At 63.0% G+C, this 20,798-nt stretch carries 22 protein-coding genes; 10 read left to right on the forward strand and 12 right to left on the reverse strand.

What is annotated here, in order from left to right; all coding sequences use genetic code 11:
- Nucleotides 1–43 precede the first annotated feature (43 nt).
- The 3 genes from JG743_RS17075 (at nucleotide 44) to JG743_RS17085 (ending at nucleotide 3,520) form a co-directional block, all read left to right on the forward strand.
- The gene (locus tag JG743_RS17075) at nucleotides 44–1,162 is read left to right on the forward strand and encodes a L,D-transpeptidase (RefSeq protein WP_244672811.1); all 1,119 of its coding nucleotides are present in this window, start codon (nucleotides 44–46) and stop codon (nucleotides 1,160–1,162) included.
- Nucleotides 1,163–1,314: 152 nt separating this feature from the next.
- Nucleotides 1,315–2,952 carry a CTP synthase gene (locus JG743_RS17080; protein WP_274608483.1) on the forward strand — a complete coding sequence of 546 codons (1,638 nt, stop codon included), beginning with the start codon at nucleotides 1,315–1,317 and terminating at the stop codon, nucleotides 2,950–2,952.
- A 22-nt stretch (nucleotides 2,953–2,974) separates the two neighbouring features.
- Complete coding sequence (locus JG743_RS17085; protein WP_202291871.1) at nucleotides 2,975–3,520, forward strand: DUF1697 domain-containing protein; 546 nt, start codon at nucleotides 2,975–2,977, stop codon at nucleotides 3,518–3,520.
- Nucleotides 3,521–3,587: 67 nt separating this feature from the next.
- Here the strand turns inward: JG743_RS17085 and JG743_RS17090 are convergent, their stop codons facing one another.
- Nucleotides 3,588–5,045: an NCS1 family nucleobase:cation symporter-1 gene (locus JG743_RS17090; protein WP_202291873.1), complete on the reverse strand. Its 1,458-nt coding sequence runs from the start codon at nucleotides 5,043–5,045 to the stop codon at nucleotides 3,588–3,590.
- 347 nt (nucleotides 5,046–5,392) lie between these two features.
- On the opposite strand from JG743_RS17090, the gene JG743_RS17095 reads away from it, so the two are divergent.
- Nucleotides 5,393–5,695: a DUF982 domain-containing protein gene (locus JG743_RS17095; RefSeq protein WP_202291875.1), complete on the forward strand. Its 303-nt coding sequence runs from the start codon at nucleotides 5,393–5,395 to the stop codon at nucleotides 5,693–5,695.
- 96 nt (nucleotides 5,696–5,791) lie between these two features.
- On the opposite strand, the gene JG743_RS17100 is transcribed toward JG743_RS17095, so the two are convergent.
- A complete protein-coding gene (locus JG743_RS17100) occupies nucleotides 5,792–7,681 on the reverse strand; it encodes an adenylate/guanylate cyclase domain-containing protein (RefSeq protein ID WP_202291877.1) in 1,890 nt (629 codons plus the stop codon).
- Nucleotides 7,682–8,177: 496 nt separating this feature from the next.
- On the opposite strand from JG743_RS17100, the gene dusA reads away from it, so the two are divergent.
- Nucleotides 8,178–9,173, forward strand: coding sequence for a tRNA dihydrouridine(20/20a) synthase DusA (dusA, locus tag JG743_RS17105; RefSeq protein WP_202291879.1), 996 nt, complete (start codon nucleotides 8,178–8,180; stop codon nucleotides 9,171–9,173).
- A gap of 6 nt (nucleotides 9,174–9,179) precedes the next feature.
- Here dusA and JG743_RS17110 read toward each other — a convergent pair whose 3' ends face one another.
- Together JG743_RS17110 and JG743_RS17115 are read right to left on the reverse strand one after the other, a co-directional pair.
- Nucleotides 9,180–9,884: a TIGR02281 family clan AA aspartic protease gene (locus tag JG743_RS17110; RefSeq protein WP_202291881.1), complete on the reverse strand. Its 705-nt coding sequence runs from the start codon at nucleotides 9,882–9,884 to the stop codon at nucleotides 9,180–9,182.
- Between the two features lie 13 nt (nucleotides 9,885–9,897).
- A complete protein-coding gene (locus tag JG743_RS17115) occupies nucleotides 9,898–10,131 on the reverse strand; it encodes a DUF1289 domain-containing protein (protein WP_202291883.1) in 234 nt (77 codons plus the stop codon).
- Nucleotides 10,132–10,292: 161 nt separating this feature from the next.
- Between JG743_RS17115 and JG743_RS17120 the strand changes: the two genes are divergently transcribed.
- Nucleotides 10,293–11,291, forward strand: coding sequence for a nicotinate-nucleotide--dimethylbenzimidazole phosphoribosyltransferase (locus JG743_RS17120; protein ID WP_202302670.1), 999 nt, complete (start codon nucleotides 10,293–10,295; stop codon nucleotides 11,289–11,291).
- A gap of 1 nt (nucleotide 11,292) precedes the next feature.
- Here JG743_RS17120 and JG743_RS17125 read toward each other — a convergent pair whose 3' ends face one another.
- Nucleotides 11,293–12,813, reverse strand: a complete 1,521-nt coding sequence (locus JG743_RS17125; RefSeq protein WP_202291885.1) for an ATP-binding protein — start codon at nucleotides 12,811–12,813, stop codon at nucleotides 11,293–11,295.
- A 75-nt stretch (nucleotides 12,814–12,888) separates the two neighbouring features.
- Between JG743_RS17125 and JG743_RS17130 the strand changes: the two genes are divergently transcribed.
- The 4 genes from JG743_RS17130 to JG743_RS17145 all read left to right on the forward strand — a co-directional run bounded on the left by JG743_RS17130 (nucleotide 12,889) and on the right by JG743_RS17145 (nucleotide 15,424).
- On the forward strand, nucleotides 12,889–13,512 hold the full coding sequence (locus JG743_RS17130; protein ID WP_202291887.1) for a thermonuclease family protein: 624 nt from the start codon (nucleotides 12,889–12,891) through the stop codon (nucleotides 13,510–13,512).
- A 38-nt stretch (nucleotides 13,513–13,550) separates the two neighbouring features.
- A complete protein-coding gene (locus JG743_RS17135; protein ID WP_202291889.1) occupies nucleotides 13,551–14,162 on the forward strand; it encodes a glutathione S-transferase in 612 nt (203 codons plus the stop codon).
- Nucleotides 14,163–14,169: 7 nt separating this feature from the next.
- On the forward strand, nucleotides 14,170–14,787 hold the full coding sequence (locus JG743_RS17140) for a uracil-DNA glycosylase family protein (protein WP_202291891.1): 618 nt from the start codon (nucleotides 14,170–14,172) through the stop codon (nucleotides 14,785–14,787).
- Nucleotides 14,788–14,932: 145 nt separating this feature from the next.
- On the forward strand, nucleotides 14,933–15,424 hold the full coding sequence (locus JG743_RS17145; RefSeq protein WP_006205209.1) for an Lrp/AsnC family transcriptional regulator: 492 nt from the start codon (nucleotides 14,933–14,935) through the stop codon (nucleotides 15,422–15,424).
- Nucleotides 15,425–15,476: 52 nt separating this feature from the next.
- On the opposite strand, the gene JG743_RS17150 is transcribed toward JG743_RS17145, so the two are convergent.
- The 7 genes from JG743_RS17150 to JG743_RS17180 form a co-directional block, all read right to left on the reverse strand.
- The gene (locus JG743_RS17150) at nucleotides 15,477–16,046 is read right to left on the reverse strand and encodes a DUF3299 domain-containing protein (RefSeq protein ID WP_202291893.1); all 570 of its coding nucleotides are present in this window, start codon (nucleotides 16,044–16,046) and stop codon (nucleotides 15,477–15,479) included.
- A 46-nt stretch (nucleotides 16,047–16,092) separates the two neighbouring features.
- Nucleotides 16,093–16,671 carry a GNAT family N-acetyltransferase gene (locus JG743_RS17155; protein WP_202291895.1) on the reverse strand — a complete coding sequence of 193 codons (579 nt, stop codon included), beginning with the start codon at nucleotides 16,669–16,671 and terminating at the stop codon, nucleotides 16,093–16,095.
- The gene (locus JG743_RS17160) at nucleotides 16,631–17,335 is read right to left on the reverse strand and encodes a DNA alkylation repair protein (protein WP_202291897.1); all 705 of its coding nucleotides are present in this window, start codon (nucleotides 17,333–17,335) and stop codon (nucleotides 16,631–16,633) included. Before JG743_RS17160 ends, JG743_RS17155 begins: the two co-directional genes overlap by 41 nt.
- A 9-nt stretch (nucleotides 17,336–17,344) precedes the next feature.
- Nucleotides 17,345–18,214 (reverse strand): NAD(P)-dependent oxidoreductase, encoded by an 870-nt coding sequence (locus JG743_RS17165; RefSeq protein ID WP_202291900.1) that lies wholly within the window; start codon nucleotides 18,212–18,214, stop codon nucleotides 17,345–17,347.
- Nucleotides 18,215–18,327: 113 nt separating this feature from the next.
- Nucleotides 18,328–19,158 carry an ABC transporter permease gene (locus JG743_RS17170; protein ID WP_202291902.1) on the reverse strand — a complete coding sequence of 277 codons (831 nt, stop codon included), beginning with the start codon at nucleotides 19,156–19,158 and terminating at the stop codon, nucleotides 18,328–18,330.
- On the reverse strand, nucleotides 19,155–19,868 hold the full coding sequence (locus JG743_RS17175) for an ABC transporter permease (protein ID WP_202291904.1): 714 nt from the start codon (nucleotides 19,866–19,868) through the stop codon (nucleotides 19,155–19,157). Before JG743_RS17175 ends, JG743_RS17170 begins: the two co-directional genes overlap by 4 nt.
- Before the next feature lie 122 nt (nucleotides 19,869–19,990).
- The gene (locus JG743_RS17180) at nucleotides 19,991–20,773 is read right to left on the reverse strand and encodes an ABC transporter substrate-binding protein (protein WP_202291906.1); all 783 of its coding nucleotides are present in this window, start codon (nucleotides 20,771–20,773) and stop codon (nucleotides 19,991–19,993) included.
- Between the last annotated feature and the right edge of the window lie 25 nt (nucleotides 20,774–20,798).

A 20,798-nucleotide genomic window follows, 5' to 3' on the forward strand; every position in this document is an offset into this window, starting at 1 on the left:
GCGACGCCGTGGCAACAAAGCATTACACGATCGGATCTTCGCCATGCAGCTTCGCAGCTTCATTTTCATGGGATTCCTTGCCGTGCTCGGCATGAGTTCCGCAGCCATCGCCGGCACGCCGGCAAACATGGCCGCATCGCCGTCAGTCGAGATAACCGGTGCCATCAATGTCGCCATGAAAAGCGACGCTACGCAGCTGAAGCTTCTCAAGAAGAAGAAAAACCCGACGCCGGCCGATCTCGCCCAGATCAGCAAGCTCGAGGACAAGATCGCGGCCGACAAGGAAACGGCGCGCGCCAAGGCGCTCGAAGCCCGCAAGCTGGCGATGCGCGACGCAGCCAAGGCCAAGGCCGACGCGGCCCGCCAGGAATGGCTGGCGAAGAAGGGCCAGTCCGCCACCGAGACGAAGGTGGCCGACGCCAATGTCGGCAAGAAGACCGTGAAGATCATCGAGCCGATCGCGCCGGTCGAACCGATCCCGTCGGCGGAACCGACCCCGGTCGAGGCCATGAACGTCGCCCTGACCGGCAATAATGGCGAGCTGCGCAGCGAGGCGCCCGGCCAGAAGCCGACCAGCCGCGGCCTGTTCGCAGGTCTGTTCGGCGGGTCGTCGTCGTCATCGATCAGCTATCTGCCCGAGACGCGCGCCCTTGATTCGGCTCTCGCCAAGAAGGACGCCAGGAAGCCATTCAAGGTGAAGCCGGAATTCGTGCCGCAGGACGTCACCTTCACCGGCTATGAGCCGGGCACGATCGTCATCGACACCAGCGCCCGCCGCCTCTACCTGGTCGAGTCGTTTTCGACCGCACGCCGCTATGCCATCGCGGTCGGCCGCGAGGGCCTGCAGTTCAAGGGCACGGTCGCTGTCGGCGACAAGCAGGAATGGCCGCGCTGGATTCCGACGCTCGACATGCAGAAGCGTGAGCCGAAGCACTACGGCCAGTACAAGGACGGCATGCCCGGCGGCGGCGAGAACCCGCTCGGCGCGCGCGCCATCTACCTATACGACGGCAAGAAGGATACGCATCTGCGCATCCACGGGACCATCGCGCCGCAGTCGATCGGCACCAGCGCTTCCAACGGCTGCTTCCGCATGATCAACGAGCACGTGATGGACCTCTACAGCCGGGTCAAGGTCGGCACCAAGGTCGTCATTATCTGAGGCTTTCGCCCATCATGCCGAAAGGGCCGGCTCAGCCGGCCCTTTTGTTTTGACTGAAACTATTCCTTGCCCTTCGGGGCTTCGCGCCTTCTTGGGAAAAAGCCTTCGCGGCGGTTTTTTCTCTGGCGGAATCAATCCGGCCGCGTTAAGCGATGACTCCCATGGCGCGATATGTATTCATCACTGGCGGCGTGGTTTCCTCACTCGGAAAAGGCATCGCTGCGGCAGCTCTTGGGGCTCTCCTGCAAGCGCGGGGCTATCGCGCGCGGATAAAAAAGCTCGATCCCTACCTCAATGTCGATCCCGGCACGATGTCGCCTTACCAGCATGGCGAGGTGTTCGTCACCGACGACGGCGCGGAAACCGACCTCGACCTCGGCCACTATGAGCGCTTCACCGGGCGCTCGGCCAACCAGCAGGACAACATCACCACCGGCCGCATCTACAAGAACATCATCGAGCGCGAGCGGCGCGGCGACTATCTCGGCGCCACGGTTCAGGTCATTCCGCACGTCACCGACGAGATCAAGCATTTCGTCCTCGACGGCAATGACGACTACGATTTCGTGCTGTGCGAGATCGGCGGCACGGTCGGCGACATCGAGGCGATGCCGTTCCTTGAGGCGATCCGCCAGCTCGGCAACGACCTGCCGCGCAACAACGCGGTCTATGTCCACCTGACGCTGATGCCCTACATCCCGACGGCCGGCGAATTGAAGACCAAGCCGACGCAGCACTCCGTCAAGGAGTTGCGCGGCATCGGCATCGCGCCCGATATCCTTTTGGTGCGCGCCGACCGGCCTATCCCCAAGGAAGAGCGCCGCAAGCTTTCGCTGTTCTGCAATGTCCGCGAAAGCGCGGTCATCCAGGCGCTCGACGTGCCGCACATCTACGACGTGCCGATGGCCTATCACAAGGAAGGGCTGGATTCGGAAGTGCTCGCCGCCTTCGGCATCGATCCGGCGCCGAAGCCACGCATGGAGCCCTGGCAGGCGCTTTCCAACCGCATCCACAATCCGGAAGGCGAGGTGACCATCGCCATCGTCGGCAAGTACACCGGCCTCAAGGATGCCTACAAATCGCTGATCGAGGCGCTCTCGCATGGCGGCCTCGCCAACCGCGTCAAGGTCAAGCTCGACTGGATCGAGAGCGAGATCTTCGAGAAGGAAGATCCGACGCCCTGGCTGGAAAGGGTGCATGGCATCCTCGTGCCAGGCGGCTTCGGCGAACGCGGCTCGGAGGGCAAGATCCTGGCGGCGAAGTTCGCGCGCGAGCGCAAGGTGCCGTATTTCGGCATCTGCTTCGGCATGCAGATGGCCTGCATCGAGGCGGCGCGCTCGCTGGCCGGCGTCGAGCATGCCTCGTCGACCGAATTCGGTCCGACGGAGGAGCCTGTTGTTGGCCTGATGACCGAATGGCTGAAGGGCAACATGCTGGAGAAGCGCAGGGAAACCGGCGACCTCGGCGGCACGATGCGGCTTGGCGCCTATCAGGCGGAGTTGAGCAAGGGTTCGAAGATCGCCGAGATCTATGGCGACACCCAGATCTCCGAACGCCACAGGCACCGCTACGAGGTCAATATCGACTACAAGCAGCGGCTCGAGGAATGCGGCCTGGTCTTCGCCGGCATGTCGCCCGACGGCGTGCTGCCGGAAACGGTCGAATATCCCGACCATCCCTGGTTCATCGGAGTGCAGTACCACCCGGAACTGAAGAGCCGGCCGCTCGATCCGCATCCGCTGTTCGCCAGCTTCATCTCGGCCGCGGTGGACCAGTCCCGGCTGGTTTGAACCATCGGCTGGCGGACCGGCCATGCAGACCTATATCGCGCTGCTCTACAGCATCATCCTCGGCGAGGGACGGCGCGTGGTCATGGCCGACCTCAAGGCGATGGCGGAAGGCCTTGGCCTGAAGAATGTCCGCACGCTGGTGGCGACCGGCAATCTGGTGTTCGAAGCGCGGGCAACCAAAACTGCCGATCTCGAACTACGGCTGGAAGCAGCGTTCGAAAAGACGTTCGGCCGCCACGTCGACATCATCGTGCGCGGCGCCGACGATTGGCTGAGGCTTGTCAGCGGCAATCCGTTCCCGGTCGAATCGGCGGAAGCCGGCGATCAGGTGGCCGTACGGGTCATGCGTAAGCCCGCGTCTGCCGACGCTGTCGCGGCGCTGCACGCCTACGCCGCCGAGGACGAAAAGGTGCTTTCGGTCGAGGGCGACATTTGGGTCGTCTTTTCGCGCGAGCGGCCAAGCTCGCGGCTGCTCGCGGCGACCAATCACAAGCGGCTCGGCATCGGCACTTCGCGCAACTGGAACACGGTGCGCAGGCTGGCCGAGATGGTAGGCAGTAGGCAGTAGGCAGTAGGCAGTAGGCAGTAGGCAAGAGTTGTCTATTCCCTAGCGCCTACTGCCTGCCTCCTCATTTTCAAGCCTTCGCCGTCCTGGCGCCAGCGCCGAGCGCCATGGTGCGCAGCACGTAGTAGACGGCGCCGGCGATGGCCACGCCGAAGAACCAGCCATAGACGCCCCACCAGGACGGCAGCCAGTTGGTGAAGTTGGGCAGGATCGAGGAGAAGATCGCGCCGATGCCGGCGGCGATGAAGGCGTTGACGTGCCAGCCGCCCTGGAAGCGGAACTCGCTGTCTTCGCGGTAGAGCGCCTCGACATCGACCTCACCCTTCCGGATCAGGTAATAGTCGACCATCATCACCCCGAAGATCGGTCCCATCGTCGCGCCGATGATGCCGACGAAGTGCGCGGCGCTGCCTTCCCAGGGCGCGAAGGGGTAGAGCACGAGAGCGATCACGGCCGCGATGTAGCCGCCCTTCTTGAAATCGATCTGGCGCGGAAAGACGTTGGAGAAGTCGAAGGCCGGCGAGACGAAATTCGCCACCACGTTGATGCCGAGCGTCGCCACCGCGAAGGTGAGCGCCGCGAGCGCCGCCAGGAACCAGCTGTCGAACTTGGCCGAGATCTGGTCGGGGTGGAGCAGCACCTCATGGTAGACATCGTAGGCGGCGATCGTGGTGACGCCGGCGACGAGCGAGAACAGGATCAAATTGACCGGCAGGCCCCAGATATTGCCCTTGCGCAGCGCGGCCTTGTCCGGCGCGTAGCGGGCGAAGTCGCAGAAGTTGAGATAGAGCGCCGAGAAGTAGGTGACCCAGATCGCCGCGACGCCGAAGAGCGCGGTCCAGGAGCCGGGATCGCCTGGAATGCCGGCATCGGCAGTCTTTTCGCGCAGCACATCCATCGGGATGTCGCTGGTGAAGGCAAAGGTCCCCGACTTGACGCAGAGATAGATCGCCAGGAGCAGCATCATCACCCAGACCGCCGGACCGGCCCAGTCCTGAAAGCGGCGTACCGTTTCCATGCCCTTCTGGATGATCAGCAACTGCAGCGCCCAGATGACGACGAAGCAGATCACTTCCAGGGTGGAATGGCCGAGGAGGTGCGAGGTCTTGTTGAACTCGTCGAACCATTGCAGTCGCGTCAGCAGCGCCACGATGGCGCCGGAGGCGGCCGCCGTTTGTGCGCCGTACCAGAAGCAGGCGACGATGGCCCGGACCAGCGCCGGGATGTTGGCGCCCCAGATGCCGAATGAAGCACGGGCAAGCACGGGGTAGGGCACGCCGGTCTTCACGCCGGCATAGCCGACCATGTTCATCAGCGCGTAGATGATGAGCGAACCAAAGCCGATGGCGATGATGAAGTTGACGAAGCCGCCGCAGAAGAGGAACAGGCTCGCCGCCAGGTAGTAACCCCAGAGGCTGTGGACGTCGGACGTCCACACGTTGAAGATCGAGAATGGTCCCCAGTTGCGGACCTTGGCCGGAGCCAGATCCTCATTATACAGGTCTGGCGATGCGCCTTGTATGGTCATTGCGATGTCCTCCCCTTGTGCGACGCGCCTCCACGCGTTGGCTGCGCAGGTTATGCCTGACCCAAGGGAACCGGCAAGCAACCCATTTGCCGGCTTTGGCCTTAAAGATATTCAATGAGAATCACGCTTATCGCAGGCCGGTATTGCGGATTCCTCCTTTTTTCGCGCGAGTCGGCGATCGGATTTTCAACCCTGCTTTGCCGACGTTCGATCGCACCGACCGGAATCGGCCGGCATTCGTCTGATGCGCCACTTTTTTGCGCGCTCATTTGCTTTTTTGTGGAACCAAATGGCCCGCCGGGTGTTTAATGTGGTTCTGTGCACCGCGATCGGCCGGGAGGAAAACGATGGATCGCTTGCATTTCTTTACGCCCGTGCGGATTCTGCCCGGGCAAGGTCAGGCTGTAGAAGAAGTGGATAGTGTCGCCGAGGCGATGGTGTTCCTGCGGAAATGGCCGTCGGGGCGGCGCGGACCAGTCTATCAATGCGCCCTGAACTGCTGCTCCGCCGCGATGGCCGGCAATATGTCGGCCGAGGAAGCGAGAAAGGCCTTTACCGGCTTTGCCCGCATCACCCGTCTGCTCGACGACGACATGGCCATGCCGATCGGCGGCGAGGCGATGGACAACGTCTACGCATTGCGGCGGTAGCCGCTCTATCTCGCCAGAACTGGCCGAGGTTCGCGCCATAGGCGCGGACTTTGGCTCTGCGTCGCCTAGCGAACCCTCATAGTCTGCCGGTGGCGTTCATTGGGCTTCGGCAGACGGTCCGTTGTTTGATCGGGGCGCGGTCAGATCCTCGGGCTTCGCAATGAGACCGGCTTTGCTAGCGCCTTCGGAAAAGGCAGACAGCGCATCGGGAGCTGTTACCGGCCAAGTTCGAACATAGCCTTCGACGGAGAACTCCGGAAACTCGACGCGGATACGCTCGACTAGCGTGTGTGCCTGCTCAAGATCGCCGAGTCGAGCATGGGCCATCGCACGAACCATCAAGGACTCACCATGAACAGGAGCCTTCATCGCGGCTTCGATAGCGGCGCGGTCGTTTCCGGCGACATATTGGGCGATTGCAAGCGCTCCGTAGTACCAAGGGGGAGCGCTTGGATTTAGGAGCAGAGCGTGATTGACCGTGTCCACCATGCGATTAGCATCACCAATAACGAGCGGCATGTTGTACCCAATCAAAGCCAAGTTATCAGCATCGTTTGGAGCAACTGCAAGCGCCCGCTCGAAATCCTCCTTCGCACCTTGAATGTCCCCGTCCGCCGCACGCAACGTCGCGCGCTGTCCGAGCGCTATCCAATCATTTGGGTCCAATTGCAGTGCATGGGTCGTATCTTCCCGGAAGTGCCGCAAGGCGGTATCGACATCGTCAGTGAAGCCTAGAGTACTAGCAACCGAATATGCGAGGCCCAACTGGCTCCAAGCCGGTGCAAATTCCGGGTCCATTCGCACTGACTTTTCGAGGTACTCGATACCTTTTAGGACTCCCTCCTTGGTGACACTCTGGGTACTGTCCATCCCAATCAGATAGAGATCGTACGCATCAAGGCTCGCGGGAGGCTTCCGTTTGGCAACCGCCCTGCTGCTCCGTGCGATCTCGCCGTAGTACGTCGAAGCGATGCTGCCGACCACGCGAGCGGTTATCTCGTCCTGCACCGAGAATAAGTCGTCGGTAGCCTGATCGTACCGTTGCGCCCACAGGTGAGCTCCCGAGGCCGCGTCAATGAATTGCGCTGTCACTCTCAACTGGTGTCCTTGAGTTTGGACGCTTCCTTCTAGGACATACCGAACGCCGAGCTCTCGGCCGACTTGCCTTATGTCTGGGCTCTTTCCTTTGTAGGCGAAGCTGGAGTTGCGAGCGATCACGAAGATGTCGGGATGCCGCGCCAAATCAGTTATGATGTCCTCACTGAGCCCTTCCGCAAGACGTGTCCATCGGACGTCTCCATCCAAATTGTCGAATGGAAGCACCGCTATCGTCCGCGAGACATGAGCATCTTCCACGGGCCAGAATATCCAGGCGACGCCGATCAGGAGCAATGCGGACAGAGGCGCCAATAGTCTCATGCGAGACAAGTACGGCCGGGCACGTAGCCGCCAAGGGCGTCCCGTCCCTCGTAGCCGCACTCGATAAGTGCGAACCGGACGGGCGATGTTCTTGACGCGCTGGTCGCCGACAAAATCGATCGGAAACGGCAATTTTCCTTGCAACTGGTCAAAGGCAGTGCCGGAAATCAATACGCTCCCCGGATCGCAAAGTTGCTCAAGCCTAGCCGCCACGTTGACGCCGTCGCCGAGCAGGTCGTCCCCCTCGGCTACAACGTCCCCGACGTTGACCCCAACGCGAAGGACGACGCGCTTGTTTTGGGGCGTGTTGATTTGTTGCGCGACAACGCCTTCTTGAAGGCGGGTCGCAAAGGCAACTGCGTCAACGACGGATACGAACTCGAAGATCGCTCCGTCACCCATAAGCTTGACAGTATGGCCGCTGTGCTGCGCAAGGAGCGGATCAACAACCACACGGCGCAGCTCTCGTATCGTAGTCAACGTAGCCGACTCGTCGGCTTCTATAAGCCGCGAGTATCCGACAATATCGGAGGCGACTATCGCAACGAGGCGCCGATGCGCTTGCATTGCCACTCAATAGCCAACACAGGCATTTTCCAACATCAGCATATACCCAATATCGGGCGATGGCGAACCAAAGCTCGAATGCTGGTCCGCCCTAGCGATGCGCCCATACTGGCTGCTGGCGGGGCCCCATCGCGAGCCGCCGGTCCGCCCAATCCGATTCTAATCGGCGGTGAGGCGATGGACAACGTCTACGCGTTGCGGCGGTAGGCAACGTATCCCGTCTTGGCTTGCCAGGGTTCGTGCCAAAGCGGCGCGGACCTTGGTTTGTTGTATGCTGGCATTCTCGGCCTCCATCGCAAGGCGGCACAAGGCTCGGGGTTGACAGAGAGCCCGTTGCTTAGGCGCCAAGACGTCGCGTGCCACTCGGAGGTCGCAAGCGCTTGCCCGAGGCCGCCTCGATGATGCGGCGATTGAAAAAATCACGAAATAGACTAGATGGTGCGGCGCGCCGGGCATCGTTGCTATCGGGCGAACGCGGCTCGCGGAAACGAATTGGATGAGCAAAGTGATCAACCGGCTGGCGATCGCGCCGATGATGGACTGGACGGACCGGCATTGCCGGTTCTTCCACCGTCAATTGACGCGCCGGGCGCTGCTCTACACCGAGATGGTGGTAGCCGACGCTGTCATCCAGGGCGCGCGCGAGCGGCTGCTCGGCTTCGACGAGGCGGAGCATCCGGTGGCGCTGCAGCTTGGCGGTTCCGATCCTGCAAAGCTTGCCGAGGCGGCGGCAATCGGCGAGGCCTTCGGCTATGACGAGATCAACCTCAATGTCGGCTGTCCGTCCGACCGCGTCCAGTCGGGCACGTTCGGCGCCTGCCTTATGAAGACGCCCGTGCTTGTCGCCGGCTGCGTCGCGGCGATGAAGGCCAGGGTGAAAATCCCCGTCACCGTCAAGTGCCGCATCGGCGTCGACGAGCAGGACCCGGAGCCTGCGCTCGACGCCCTGGCCGACGGCGTGTTCGCGGCCGGCGCCGACGCCTTGTGGGTGCATGCCCGCAAGGCCTGGCTGGAGGGTCTGAGCCCGAAGGAAAACCGCGATATCCCGCCGCTCGACTATGGCAGGGTCTATCGGCTGAAAGCCAGAAAGCCGAATGAATTCATCGGCATCAATGGCGGCATTCAATCGCTGGACGCGGCGCTCGAACATCTCGGCCATGTCGATGGCGCCATGCTCGGCCGCGCCGCCTACCATACGCCGGGCATCCTCGCCGGCGCCGGTGCCATGTTCTACGGCGACGCGCCTGCCGCGTTCGACTACGCCGCGCTGATCGACGCCATGGCCGCCTACGCCGCGCGCCATATTGAGAAAGGCGGGCGGCTCGGCCATGTCACGCGCCACATGGTCGGCCTGTTCCACGGGCTGGCAGGCGCGCGCCGCTACCGGCAGATCCTGTCGACCGATGCGACGAGGCCGGGAGCCGGACCGGATGTCTTGAAGACGGCCTTCGCGGCGGTCGACTTCAGCAGGGCGGCCGCCGAAGCGGCTTGAGTCCGATCAGTCCCGCAGCACCATGCGGTCGCCGCGCACGTCGAACCCCGACAGCGAGCCGATGAAGTTCATGCCGAGCAGGCTCTGGCTGAGCATGCCGGGCGCGGCGATCATGACGGGCATGCCCTTGCGCACGATGCCGCCGATCGCCACCTCTTCGGTCTTCACGGCGGCGGCGCGCGCCATGCCGTTGGCTGTCGAAACCGGTATGGTGAAGTTGAGCGCGGCCGGATTGAAGCCGGCCGCCTGGGCATCCTCCGCGGTCAGCACGATGCTGGTGGCGCCGGTGTCGACGACGGCGCGCACTGCCGCACCGTTGACCAGGATGCGCGCTTCGAAATGGCCGTTGTCGGCCTTGTCCAGCGTCACCGTGGCGTGGCCGTCCTCCACGCCCAGCGCCAACGGGCTGCCGGGGATAAGGCCCGCCGTCACCCGGCTGGCGATATCCTGCAGCTCGTAGCGGTATTGATAGCCTGCGATCAGCGCCAGCACGATCACGGCCCAGGTGCCGAGATTGCGGGCCATGTCGCCAAGCGGCCTGCCGGAGCGCAGCAGGCCGGCGCCGATCAGCGTGCCGAACGCGCCGAACCAGATCAGCCGGCTGAAATCGTAGTTCTCGACGCCAAACGTGCTGCCGGCCGAATCGTTGAGCATCAGGAGCAGCACGCCGGCGCCGATCACCACTATCAGGATCCAGAACAGGCGGTTCATCGGCGTGGTCCGTTCACGACAGCGCGTCGCGCTCGCGCGCCATGCGGGTGCGGCGGGTTTCCCGCCGCGGCCTGCGCTCCACCGTTTCCAACCGGGCCGGCAGTTCGGCCATGACGGCGCGGCGGACCTCCGGGGTCATCCCGATCCAGGCGGCGATTTCGTCGCGCGTGCGGCCGCAGCCGAAGCAGAAGCCGGTTTTCATGTCGATCGAACAAACCAGGATGCACGGGGATTCGATGGCCGTCATGATGTTCTCTTGCGCTACTTCCACATGGTGCAACGCCAGGGCCAATGCAAGCCCCGGGGAATACGGCGCGCTCTGGTGTTTTCGCGGCAGTGACCGAAAGGTTGTGCCGGCGGGACAAGACGTCTATGCCGCTCTACACCTTCAGCAACGATGTAGTCCGCATGACCAGCGCATCGCCCTTCGACGATTTCCGCAACCTTCTGGCAAACCTGCCGCCGCCCGATCTGGCGGCCGAGGCGCTCGTGCGCGCGCTGTTCGCCAAGGCCGACAAACCCGGGGCCTCGCTTGGCCGCGTCGAGGACATCGCCGCTTGGCTCGCCGCCTGGAGCGGGCAGGCGCCGCCGGCGGTCAGGCGGCCGCAGGTGGCGATCTTCGCCGGCAACCATGGCGTCACCCGTCACGCCATCTCACCGCGGCCGGTGGCGGCCACCGCCAATGCGGTGGAGCTGTGCGCGGCCGGCGGAGCCGCGATCAACCAGGTCTGTATCGCCAACGACCTCGGCCTCAAGGTCTTCGACCTGGCGTTGGATGTTGCGACCGGAGACATCACCGAGGAGGCGGCGCTCGACGAACGTGGCTGCGCCGCCACCATGGCCTTCGGCATGGAGGCGGTCGCCGGCGGCGCCGATCTCATCTGCCTTGGCGATCTCGGTGTCGGCAATTCCACCATCGCCGCTGCCCTGTGCGCGGCGCTGTTGGGCGGCGCGGGCGCCGACTGGGTCGGGCCTGGATCGGGCGCCGACGCGGCGATGATGGCGCGCAAGGCCGAAGCGGTCGATCGGGCGCTCGCCTTGCACGGCGACAGCCTCGATGATCCGCTCGAAGCCTTGCGCCGTGTCGGCGGCCGTGAGTTCGCCGCGATTGCCGGCGCCATCCTGGCTGCCCGCATGCAGAAGATCCCGGTGCTGCTCGACGGGTTTGCGGCGACCGCGACGGCCGCTGTGCTGCAGGCGGTTAGCTCCGCCGCGCTCGACCATTGCCTGCTTGCCAGTCTGTCGCCGGAACCAGGGCAGGCCAGGGCGGCGGAACGGCTTGGGCTGCGGCCGCTGCTCGATCTCGGCGTCAGTCATGGCGAAGGGGTGGGGGCGGCACTCGCCGCCGGCCTCGTCAAGGCGGCGGCGCTTACCAGTTCCGGCATGGCGGCGGCGGTCAGAACCTGACCTATCGCTTGCGGGACGCCACCGCCTTGGTCGGCAGCGCCGGCAGTTCCTCCATCACCCGGCTGAGCGGGAAGATGGCGATCGCCTCGGTGCCTTCGCGCAGCTTGGAGTGAAGCTCGAATTCGCCGCCATGCATGGCAAGCAGGCCCTGCACGATCGGCAGGCCGAGACCGGTGCCTTGCTCTGCGCTCTTGATGGCAATCGACCCCTGGCCGAAGGCCGAAAGCACCACCGGGATCTCTTCTTCCGGAATGCCCGGCCCATTGTCCTTGATCGAAATGTATTGCCCGCCGCCGGCGGTCCAGCCGACGCGCACGCGAACCTCGCCACCGGACGGCGTGAACTTGATGGCGTTGGACAGAAGGTTGAGCGCGATCTGCCGCACCGCGCGCTCGTCGGCGAACAGGCGCGGCAGGGTGGTCTCAAAATCCTGGACGACGCGGATATCCTTGTTGCGCGCCTTCAGCTCCATCATGTGGCAGCAGTCCTCGACGATGTTGAGCAGCATCACCGGCTCCTCGTTGAGCTGGTAGCGGCCCGCCTCGATGCGCGACAGGTCGAGGATTTCGTTGATCAGGTCGAGCAGGTGCTGGCCGGACTCGTGCACGTCATGGGCATAGTCGCGATAGGTTGGATTGTTCATCGGCCCGAGCACTTCGTTGGCCATCACTTCGGAAAAGCCGAGGATGGCGTTGAGCGGGGTCCTCAACTCGTGGCTCATCGACGCGAGGAAGCGCGACTTGGCCAGATTGGCATCCTCGGCCCGACGCCGTGCTTCGTCCGACATCGATTTCGCCGTCTCCACCTCGGCGATCAGCGCGTCCTTTTCGGAGCGGAACGACAAAAGCATCAGCGAGGCCTGGTTGAGATTGCGCGCGACATAGCCAAAGAACGGCAGGGCGGAGACCAGCAGCGCGACCATGACCGCCTCGATCGGCAGCCACAGCCGCGCCCCGGCATAGGCGTAGACGGCGACGGGGATGGCGAAGGTCGCCAGCAGCGCGCCGCCCAGCGAGGACGCCATCACCGCGGTTGCCGCCATGGCGACCAGAAGCACCATCGCCTTGATCACCTGGAACTGATCGACCTGGCAGGTGTCGCAGCCGAACCAGGCGAACCAGGCCCAGCCCAGACCGCACAGGAAATGGCCGATCAGGAAGTCGCGCCGCGTCTGCGAGGGATCGAGCTGGGATGCCTCCGTCCGTTCCACGCGCCGGGCCATGAAGGCAACGATCGCGTAGCAAAGCAGCGTGAACAGCGCCCAGATGCCGATCTTCTTGTCGAGGCCGGCCAGCAGGCCGGTCGCGGCGATCGCCAGCACCAGGATCGGCATGGCCGTCGCGCTGACCACCATGGTGCGGGCGTGCAGTTTCAGCAGCTCGCGGTCGAAGTCGAGATTGCCGGCCTGTTGCGAAAGACGGTCGCGCGTCCTGCGCACCGCGCGCGCCACATCGCTGTTGCGATGCGGTTTCCTGCGGTCCACAATGAATTTGTCCGCTGTGTTCGAGCGTAGCAAAGGCATGCAAACTTCAATTTCTGCGCGCAGCGATTTCAATTCGTTAAGCTACGTTCGAATGATTAAGAGACTGTTTGCCATATGAGCCGTTCCTGGTCGCCAAGGCCGCGCCGGCGATACGCTCCGCAGCCGCCGCGCAGCTTGTGGCGCCGGCTTTTCGACTACGGGCTGACCATTGCGCTGCTTGGGCTGCTGATCCTGCTGGCGGCCCGCCTGGACCGCTTCGAAACGCGCAAGACCGAGGGCGCGGCCGTCGTCAATGACGGCGATTCGATCACGCTTGGCGCCGAGCGCATCCGCATGCGCGGCATCGATGCGCCGGAATATGCGCAGAGCTGCCGAAAGGATGGCGCCGACTATCCGTGCGGCAGGCTCGCGCGGCAATCGCTGGTCAAGCTGATCGCCGACCGGCCCGTCTCCTGCAGCGGCTGGCAGCGCGACCGCTATGGCCGGCTGCTTGGCTACTGCAAAGCGGGTGGCATCGACCTCAACCGCGCCCAGGTCGAGGCCGGCTGGGCGGTGGCCTATGGTGATTTCGAGGCCGAGGAGGCCGGCGCCCGCGCCGGCAAGGCTGGCATCTGGGCCGGCACGTTCGACGAACCGCAGGACTGGCGCGATACGCATGGCCACGGACTGGTCGAAAGGAAGCATGGCTCGCTAGCGTCGATCGGCGATGCCTTGCGTGCGTTTTTCAGCTTTCGGTAAGGAAGTGCCATGATCGAGGTCGGATCAGGAGGAAGAGAATGAAGCTGTTCGACGGTGGCCGCGCGCCCAATCCGCGCAGGGTGCGGGTTTTCCTCGCCGAGAAAGGGATCGTGGTGCCGCTGGTGCCTGTCGACATGGGCGCGCTGGAGCACAAGAAGCAGGCGGTCAGTTCGCGCAACCCGCTGCAGCGCCTGCCGGTGCTCGAGCTCGACGACGGCACCATCATCACAGAATCCGTCGCCATCTGCCGCTATTTCGAGGAACTGCACCCGGAGCCGCCTATGTTCGGGCAAGGCGCGCTCGGCAGGGCGAAAGTCGAGATGTGGCAAAGGCGCATGGAGTTCAACCTGCTCAGTTGCGTCGCGCAGGCTTTTCGCCACATCCACCCGGCGATGAAGGAATGGGAAATCCCGCAAATCCCCGAATGGGGCGAGGCCAACAAGCCCAAGGCGGTCGAATTCCTGAAGCTGCTCGACGGCGAATTGGCAGGGCGGGAGTTCGCCGCCGGCGATACCTACTCGATCGCCGACATCACCGGGCTGATCGCCATCGATTTCATGAAGCCTGCGCGCATCAGGGTGCCGGAGGAATGCACCAATGTGCTGCGCTGGCACGCGGCGATCTCCAGCCGGCCGAGTGCGACCGCCTGAGGCTGGGATGAGCGAAGCGCTGGAGAGACTGACGGCCAGGGTCCGCGCCTGCCGCATCTGCGTCGAGGCGCCGCTCGGCCGGCCATTGCCGCACGAGCCGCGCCCGGTGCTGCGGCCGTCATCGACGGCGCGTATCCTGCTTGCCAGCCAGGCGCCGGGCACCAAGGTCCATCTGTCCGGCATGCCGTTTACGGACGCCTCCGGCGACCGGCTGCGCAGCTGGCTCGGGGTCAGCAGCGCGGAATTCTACGACATCGAAAAATTCGCCATCGTGCCGATGGGTTTTTGCTTCCCCGGCCAGGATGCCAAGGGCGCCGACCTGCCGCCGCGCCGCGAATGCGCGCCGGCCTGGCGCGCCGAACTGATGGCGCTGATGCCGCAGATCGATCTGGTACTGACGATCGGCATCTACGCCCAGTCCTGGCACATAGGCCCCGCGCGCCGTGCCTCGCTCACCGAAACGGTCAGCAACTGGCGCGCCATATGGGAAGCGACCACCGGCCCGAAAGTGCTGCCACTGCCGCATCCGTCATGGCGCAACACCGGCTGGCTGAAGAAGAATCCATGGTTTGAAATGGATTTGCTGCCCTTCCTGAGGTCGGAAATCCGCTATCGCCTCGGTTAGGCAAACAGCAAGAAATCACCCGCTTTTCGCGTGCCTGGCAGAATTTCTTTCTTGTGAAAGGCCAAAATAAAAGGGATCATAGCCAAATCATTCCTCAAAGCGCACGCCACACAAATTTGGGCGACATGCACTAACGGAGCATCCGATGGACCGCCTCGACCGAAAAATTCTCCGCCTCCTGCAGGAGGACGCGACATTGGCGGTTGCCGATGTCGCCAAGAAAGTCGGCCTGTCGACCACGCCGTGCTGGCGGCGCATCCAGAAGCTGGAGGAGGAGGGCGTCATCAAGCGGCGCGTCGCCATCCTCGACCATGAGAAGGTCAATGTGCGCGTCACCGTCTTCGTCTCGATCCGCACCAATTCGCACAGCCATGAATGGCTGCGTCGCTTCTCGGAAGTGATCCAGGAATTTCCGGAAGTGGTCGAATTCTACCGCATGAGCGGCGACGTCGACTATCTGTTGCGCGTCGTGGTGCCAGACATCGCCGCCTACGACGCGTTCTATAAGCGGCTGATCGCCAAGATCGAGATCCGCGACGTCTCGTCGTCCTTCGCCATGGAGCAGATCAAGTACACGACCGAGATTCCGCTCGACTACATGGTGCTGGACAAGGAGTCGGGCGCGAACGCTGCCTGAGCATCAAGTATCGCGTGGCCTTTCGCGGGAAAGGTCACGCAAGCCGGTTTGCCTAGTTCTTCTTTTTGTTGAGGAAACTCCACGGCGAGTTGACCGGCAAGGTGACCGCGTCCGGCACCGTGTCGACGCTTGCCACCTCGGCCTTGCGCACCGTGTAGCCCGACTGGATGACCGAGACGCCGTCGAGGATGAAGAGCTGGCTCTTTTCCATGCCCGGCTTCAGCACGCCAGTGACGGACACGGGTTCATAGGCCTCCGACATCTTGTAGGGCCGGGCAGGGGTGACCAGAACGATCTGGTTGGGCGGCGGCGTCGGCATGTGACTGCAAGCGCCGGTCCACGGCACCAGCAGGAACTGGTAGACGAGGTCGCCGTCGCGATCTGTCGGCAAGGCATAGCCGGCTAATTGAATGGTCTTGTCCTGGAGATTTAGCGACAGCGTCTCGCCGTGGTCCGGCAATTTTGCCGCGATCATCGGCAGGTTCGCGTCCTCGGCGACCGCCTGCGCCGCCGGCCGCAGGTCCTTCCAGAAGATGTGCGCGGTCTGGGCCGAGGCATCGGCGGCAATGGACACAAGCAAAGCAGCCGCTAGCGCGATGGTTGATTTCAGATGCTTGCTCATTGGCCGCTTCCTTTGCACCCGAGTAAAGACGCCGCTCCCCATGGCGTCAACGTTCGAGCCGCATCACATGTCTGCGAGAGCCTGCTGTGCCGGTCTCGTGGAAACCGCGGGCGGCGAACATGTCGCGAAAGCCCATGAAGCGGTAGCTCGGCGCAGCCTGATCGACGGGGTAGGCCTCGACCACGCGGGCGCCCTTGGCGAAGGCGTGGTCGATGGCGGCGTCGAGTAGGGCAGGGGCGAGCCCGCCGCCGCGCAAGGCTCTCGGCACGTAGAAGCAGACAATCGACCAGACGCCCTTTTCGCTGTCGTCCTGCTGCTTTGACAGCCTGCGATAGGTCTCGCGCGGCGCGACTGAGCACCAGCCGACCGCCTTGCCGTCGACTTCGGCGATGATGCCGACGGGCGTCCCGGCCTCGATCAGCGCCATCATCATGCGCTTCTTCTCGTCGTTCTGGATGTGGTCGCGGCTGGAATGGCGCCAGGCCATGCACCAGCAATATTTCGGTGCGCCCGGCTGCCCGAAAAGCTCCTCGAAGTCCGCGCGTGTCGAGCGCGTCACCGCCGTGAAGCGGATTTCGGCGCCGTCAGCCTTTCCTGGCAGCGATCCGCTCGAGGATCTTGGCATTGGTCAGTTCCCTCACTGCGTCCTTGCCGATCCAGCGCGCCGTCTTGTCGGTCGACTGCGCCAGTCGTTCGGCGACAGCAAGGGCAGCCCCATGCATCTCCATCGATCGCTTGCCGATCGAACGAAGAGCCCAGTTCACGGCCTTCTTCACGAAGTTACGGCCGTCGGTAGCATGGGCTTCAATGACCGGCAGGAAGTCGAGGAAGGTCGCCGCTGGCTCTTTCTTCCGGTGGACGACCGACCAGGCCATCATGGCAAAGGCCGTGCGTCGAACGAACTCCCGTTCGTCGGCCGCGAACTCGATGATCAGTTCCCGCCAGGACTCGGTGTCGACGAAGAGATCGGAGACACCGTCAACAATGTCCCACGAATCGAAAGACGCCGCCCATTGCCTCGCATCCGCGGCCGAGAACCGCTTCGGGTCGGCCGTGACGGAAGCTATGAACTGCGCTTCCATGATACCGGTTTGCCAGAGTTCGAAGGCACGTTCATGGTTGCGCTTGATTTTCTTGGCAATCTGCCGCTGCACGCCATGCGGAATGCCGAGCGCACGTTCGATCTTGATGCCGTAGCGCAGCATGCCACGGCGATTTTCCTCCGACCCGATCGAGCGTAGATGCGCGACGATTTCGTCGGCACTGGACTGGGGCGAAAGCTCGGCCACCGCGATCCCCTATTTCTCCAGGCGGGCGAGCAGCGAGGACGTGTCCCAGCGCCGGCCGCCCATCGCCTGCACATCCTTGTAGAACTGGTCGACGAGCGCCGTCACCGGCAGCTTGGCGCCGTTGCGATCGGCCTCCGCCAGGCAGATGCCGAGATCCTTGCGCATCCAGTCGACGGCGAAGCCGAAATCATATTTGCCGGCATTCATCGTCTTGTGCCGGTTTTCCATCTGCCAGGAGCCGGCCGCACCCTTGGAGATCACCTCGATCACCTTCTCGATGTCGAGCCCGGCCTTCTTGCCGAAATGGATACCCTCGGCCAGTCCCTGGACGAGGCCGGCAATGGTGATCTGGTTGATCATCTTGGTGAGCTGGCCGGCGCCCGCCGGCCCCATCAGCCCGACCATGCGGGCAAAAGCCTCGATGACGGGTTTCGCCTTGTCGAAAGCTGCCTGCTCGCCGCCCACCATGACCGTCAGCACGCCGTTCTCGGCGCCAGCCTGACCGCCTGAGACCGGCGCGTCGAGGAAGGAGAAGCCGGCCTTCCGGGCGGCTTCATCCAGGTCGCGTGCGACCTCGGCCGATGCGGTGGTGTTGTCGATGAAGACGGAGCCTTTCTTCATCGAGGCGAATGCGCCCTTGGCACCTGTCGTGACCGAGCGCAGGTCGTCGTCATTGCCGACGCAGGAGAAAACAAAATCCTTGCCGTCGGCCGCTTCGGCCGGCGTCAGCGCCAGCCTGCCGCCATGCTGAGCGACCCACTGCTCGGCCTTTGCCGTGGTGCGGTTGTAGACAGTGACGTCGTGGCCGCCCTTGTTGCTGAGGTGCCCGGCCATCGGATAGCCCATGACGCCAAGACCGAGAAATGCCACCGATGCCATAAGCTTGCCTTCCAAAACGGGAACCAGATTTTGCTGGCGCAAGCTCTAGGACATGCGACGAATTCGTCAAGACGGGGGATGCTCCATCGACTGGTGCAGAAAGGCGGTTTCGATCAGCGCTTAAGGTGAATGGTGATCCGGCGTTCGATCCATTCGATCGCGTGACGCAGCACCTCGACCATGACCAGATACACGACGGCGACCCAGATATAGGCCTGAATATCGAAGGTGCGGGAGTAGGTGAGTTTTGCCATGCCCATCAGGTCGTACACGGTGATGATGGCGACGATCGCGGACGCCTTGATCATCAGAATAAGCTCGTTGCCATAGGGCCGCAGTGCAACGACCAATGCTTGCGGCAGGATGATCTTCCACAACGTCTGCAACTTGTGCAGGCCGAGCGAGGCAGCACCCTCCCACTGGCCCTTCGGCACGCTTTCAATGGCGCCGCGCAGGATTTCGGCCTGATAGGCAGCCGTGTTGAGGGCAAAGGCAAAGACGCCGCAGTTGAACGCCTCGCGGAAAAAGCCCCAGAGACCAACCACCTCAAGTTGCGGCTTGAACGAGCCGACCCCATAATAGACCAGGAAGGTTTGGACGAGCAGCGGCGTACCGCGGAAAAAATAGACGTAACAATAGGCAAGACCGGACAGGATGCGGTTCTTCGACATGCGCGCATAGGCGACCGGAAGTGACAGTATGGCGCCAAGGACAATCGAAATGCCTACCAGCGAAAGCGTGACACCGAGCCCTTCCAGGTAGCTGGGGCCGTACTTGGCAATGAGTTCGCTGTTCCAGGCGAAAGCCAGGTAGGCGGCAATGCCGCCGCCAGCGGCAATCCAGACGCCTATCAGCAGGTAGCCGACAATGCGGGAACGAGGCCAGCCACGTGCTCGCGGGGGAGGCCGTTCCACAACGCTCTTGGCATCGGTGGCAACGCTCATCGCCGTGCCTCACGCTGGGCAAGCGAGCGCTGTATGGCGCCGGTGGCGAAGGATGAAATGACCGCCAAAACAAGAAATACCACTGCGGCCACACTGAAGAACAGGAATGTGTGTTTGGTGACGCGTGCGGCCACGCCGGCTTGACGGAGCGTTTCAGCCAAACCGACCACCGACACCAGCGACGTGTCCTTGAGCAGGCTCAGCCAGCAATTCTCCAGGCCCGGAAAGGCGATGCGAACCAATTGCGGCAAAATCACTTTGCGCATCGTTTGCCCGTATGAAAGGCCAACTGCGTAGCCGCCCTCATACTGGCCCTTTGGGATGGCCCGGAAGGCTGAAAGGAATACCTCGCTGGCATAGGCCGAAAAGATGATGGCAAGCACAATCATGCCGGCGACGAAGGCGTTGACGTCGATGGTCGCCTCGGGTCTTACCAGTCTGATGAGATATTGCAGAATCAGCGGGCCGCCGAAAAAAAACAGAAACAGCGTCACCAGTTCGGGCAATCCACGGAAGATCGTCGTGTAGATATTGGCGGCGATGCGTAGCGAGGGTTCCTCGGATTGTTTTCCCAGAGCTACAAAAAAACCAATCGTCAAACCGATTGGTAGGGTTGCGAGAGCCAGAAGAACGGTGACAGCAGCCCCTGAGACGATGTCGTCAAGCCAGCCATCGGGTCCCCAACTGAGAAGCGTCCATACGCTCAGCATCCGCTCGCCTATTCTCCCACATTCGCTCTTTTGAGAGCCACGTCGCGGCACCCCTCGTGCCCGACCCGTTCTTGCGAGAACGGCGGGAAAATCCCGCCGTTCCTGTCGTCAACCCTGGCGGATCAGGAATCGCCGCCGTAGACGTCGAACTTGAAGTACTTGTCGTTGATTTCCTTGTATTTTCCGTTGGCGCGAATGGCGTCGATCGCGGCATTGAACTGGTTGACCAAGTCGGTCTCGCCCTTGCGCACGGCAATGCCAGCGCCCGGACCATGGATCTCGACGACCGGCTTGATCGCCCCGACCAGCTTGCAGCAGGCGCCGTCGGGCGAATCCAGCCACTGCTGCAGCACGACGATGTCGTCATTGGCGGCATCGAGGCGGCCATTGGCGAGGTCGAGCTGGTATTCCTGCGCGGTCGGATAGGGCTTGACCGTGCTGTCGGTGTAAGTCTTGGTCGCGTAGTTGAAGTGCGTGGTCGAGGCCTGCACGCCGATCGTCTTGCCGGCCAGGTCTTCCTTGGTCACGCCCTTGATGTCGCTGTCCTTCGGCGCGACGATCGCCGGCGGCGTGTTGTAGTATTTGTGGGTGAAATCGACCTTTTCGGCGCGCTCGGGCGTGATCGACATCGAGGCGATGATGGCGTCGAATTTGCCGGCCTGCAGTGCTGGGATGATGCCGTCCCAATCCTGGGCGACAAAGGTGCACTTGACCTTCATCTCGTCGCAGAGCGCCTTGGCGATATCGACGTCGAAACCAACGAGCTGGCCGTCGGCGGTCAAGTTGTTGAAGGGCGGATATGCGCCTTCGGTACCGATTCGCAGGGTCTTTTCCTGAGCCTGGGCAACGCCAAGCGTCAGCAGCGCGGCCGAAGCGGCGAGCGCAATACGCAGTGCAATACGCATGATAATCCTCTCATAGTATCCCGGC

The organism is Mesorhizobium sp. 131-2-1 (assembly GCF_016756535.1).
Lineage (GTDB): Bacteria > Pseudomonadota > Alphaproteobacteria > Rhizobiales > Rhizobiaceae > Mesorhizobium.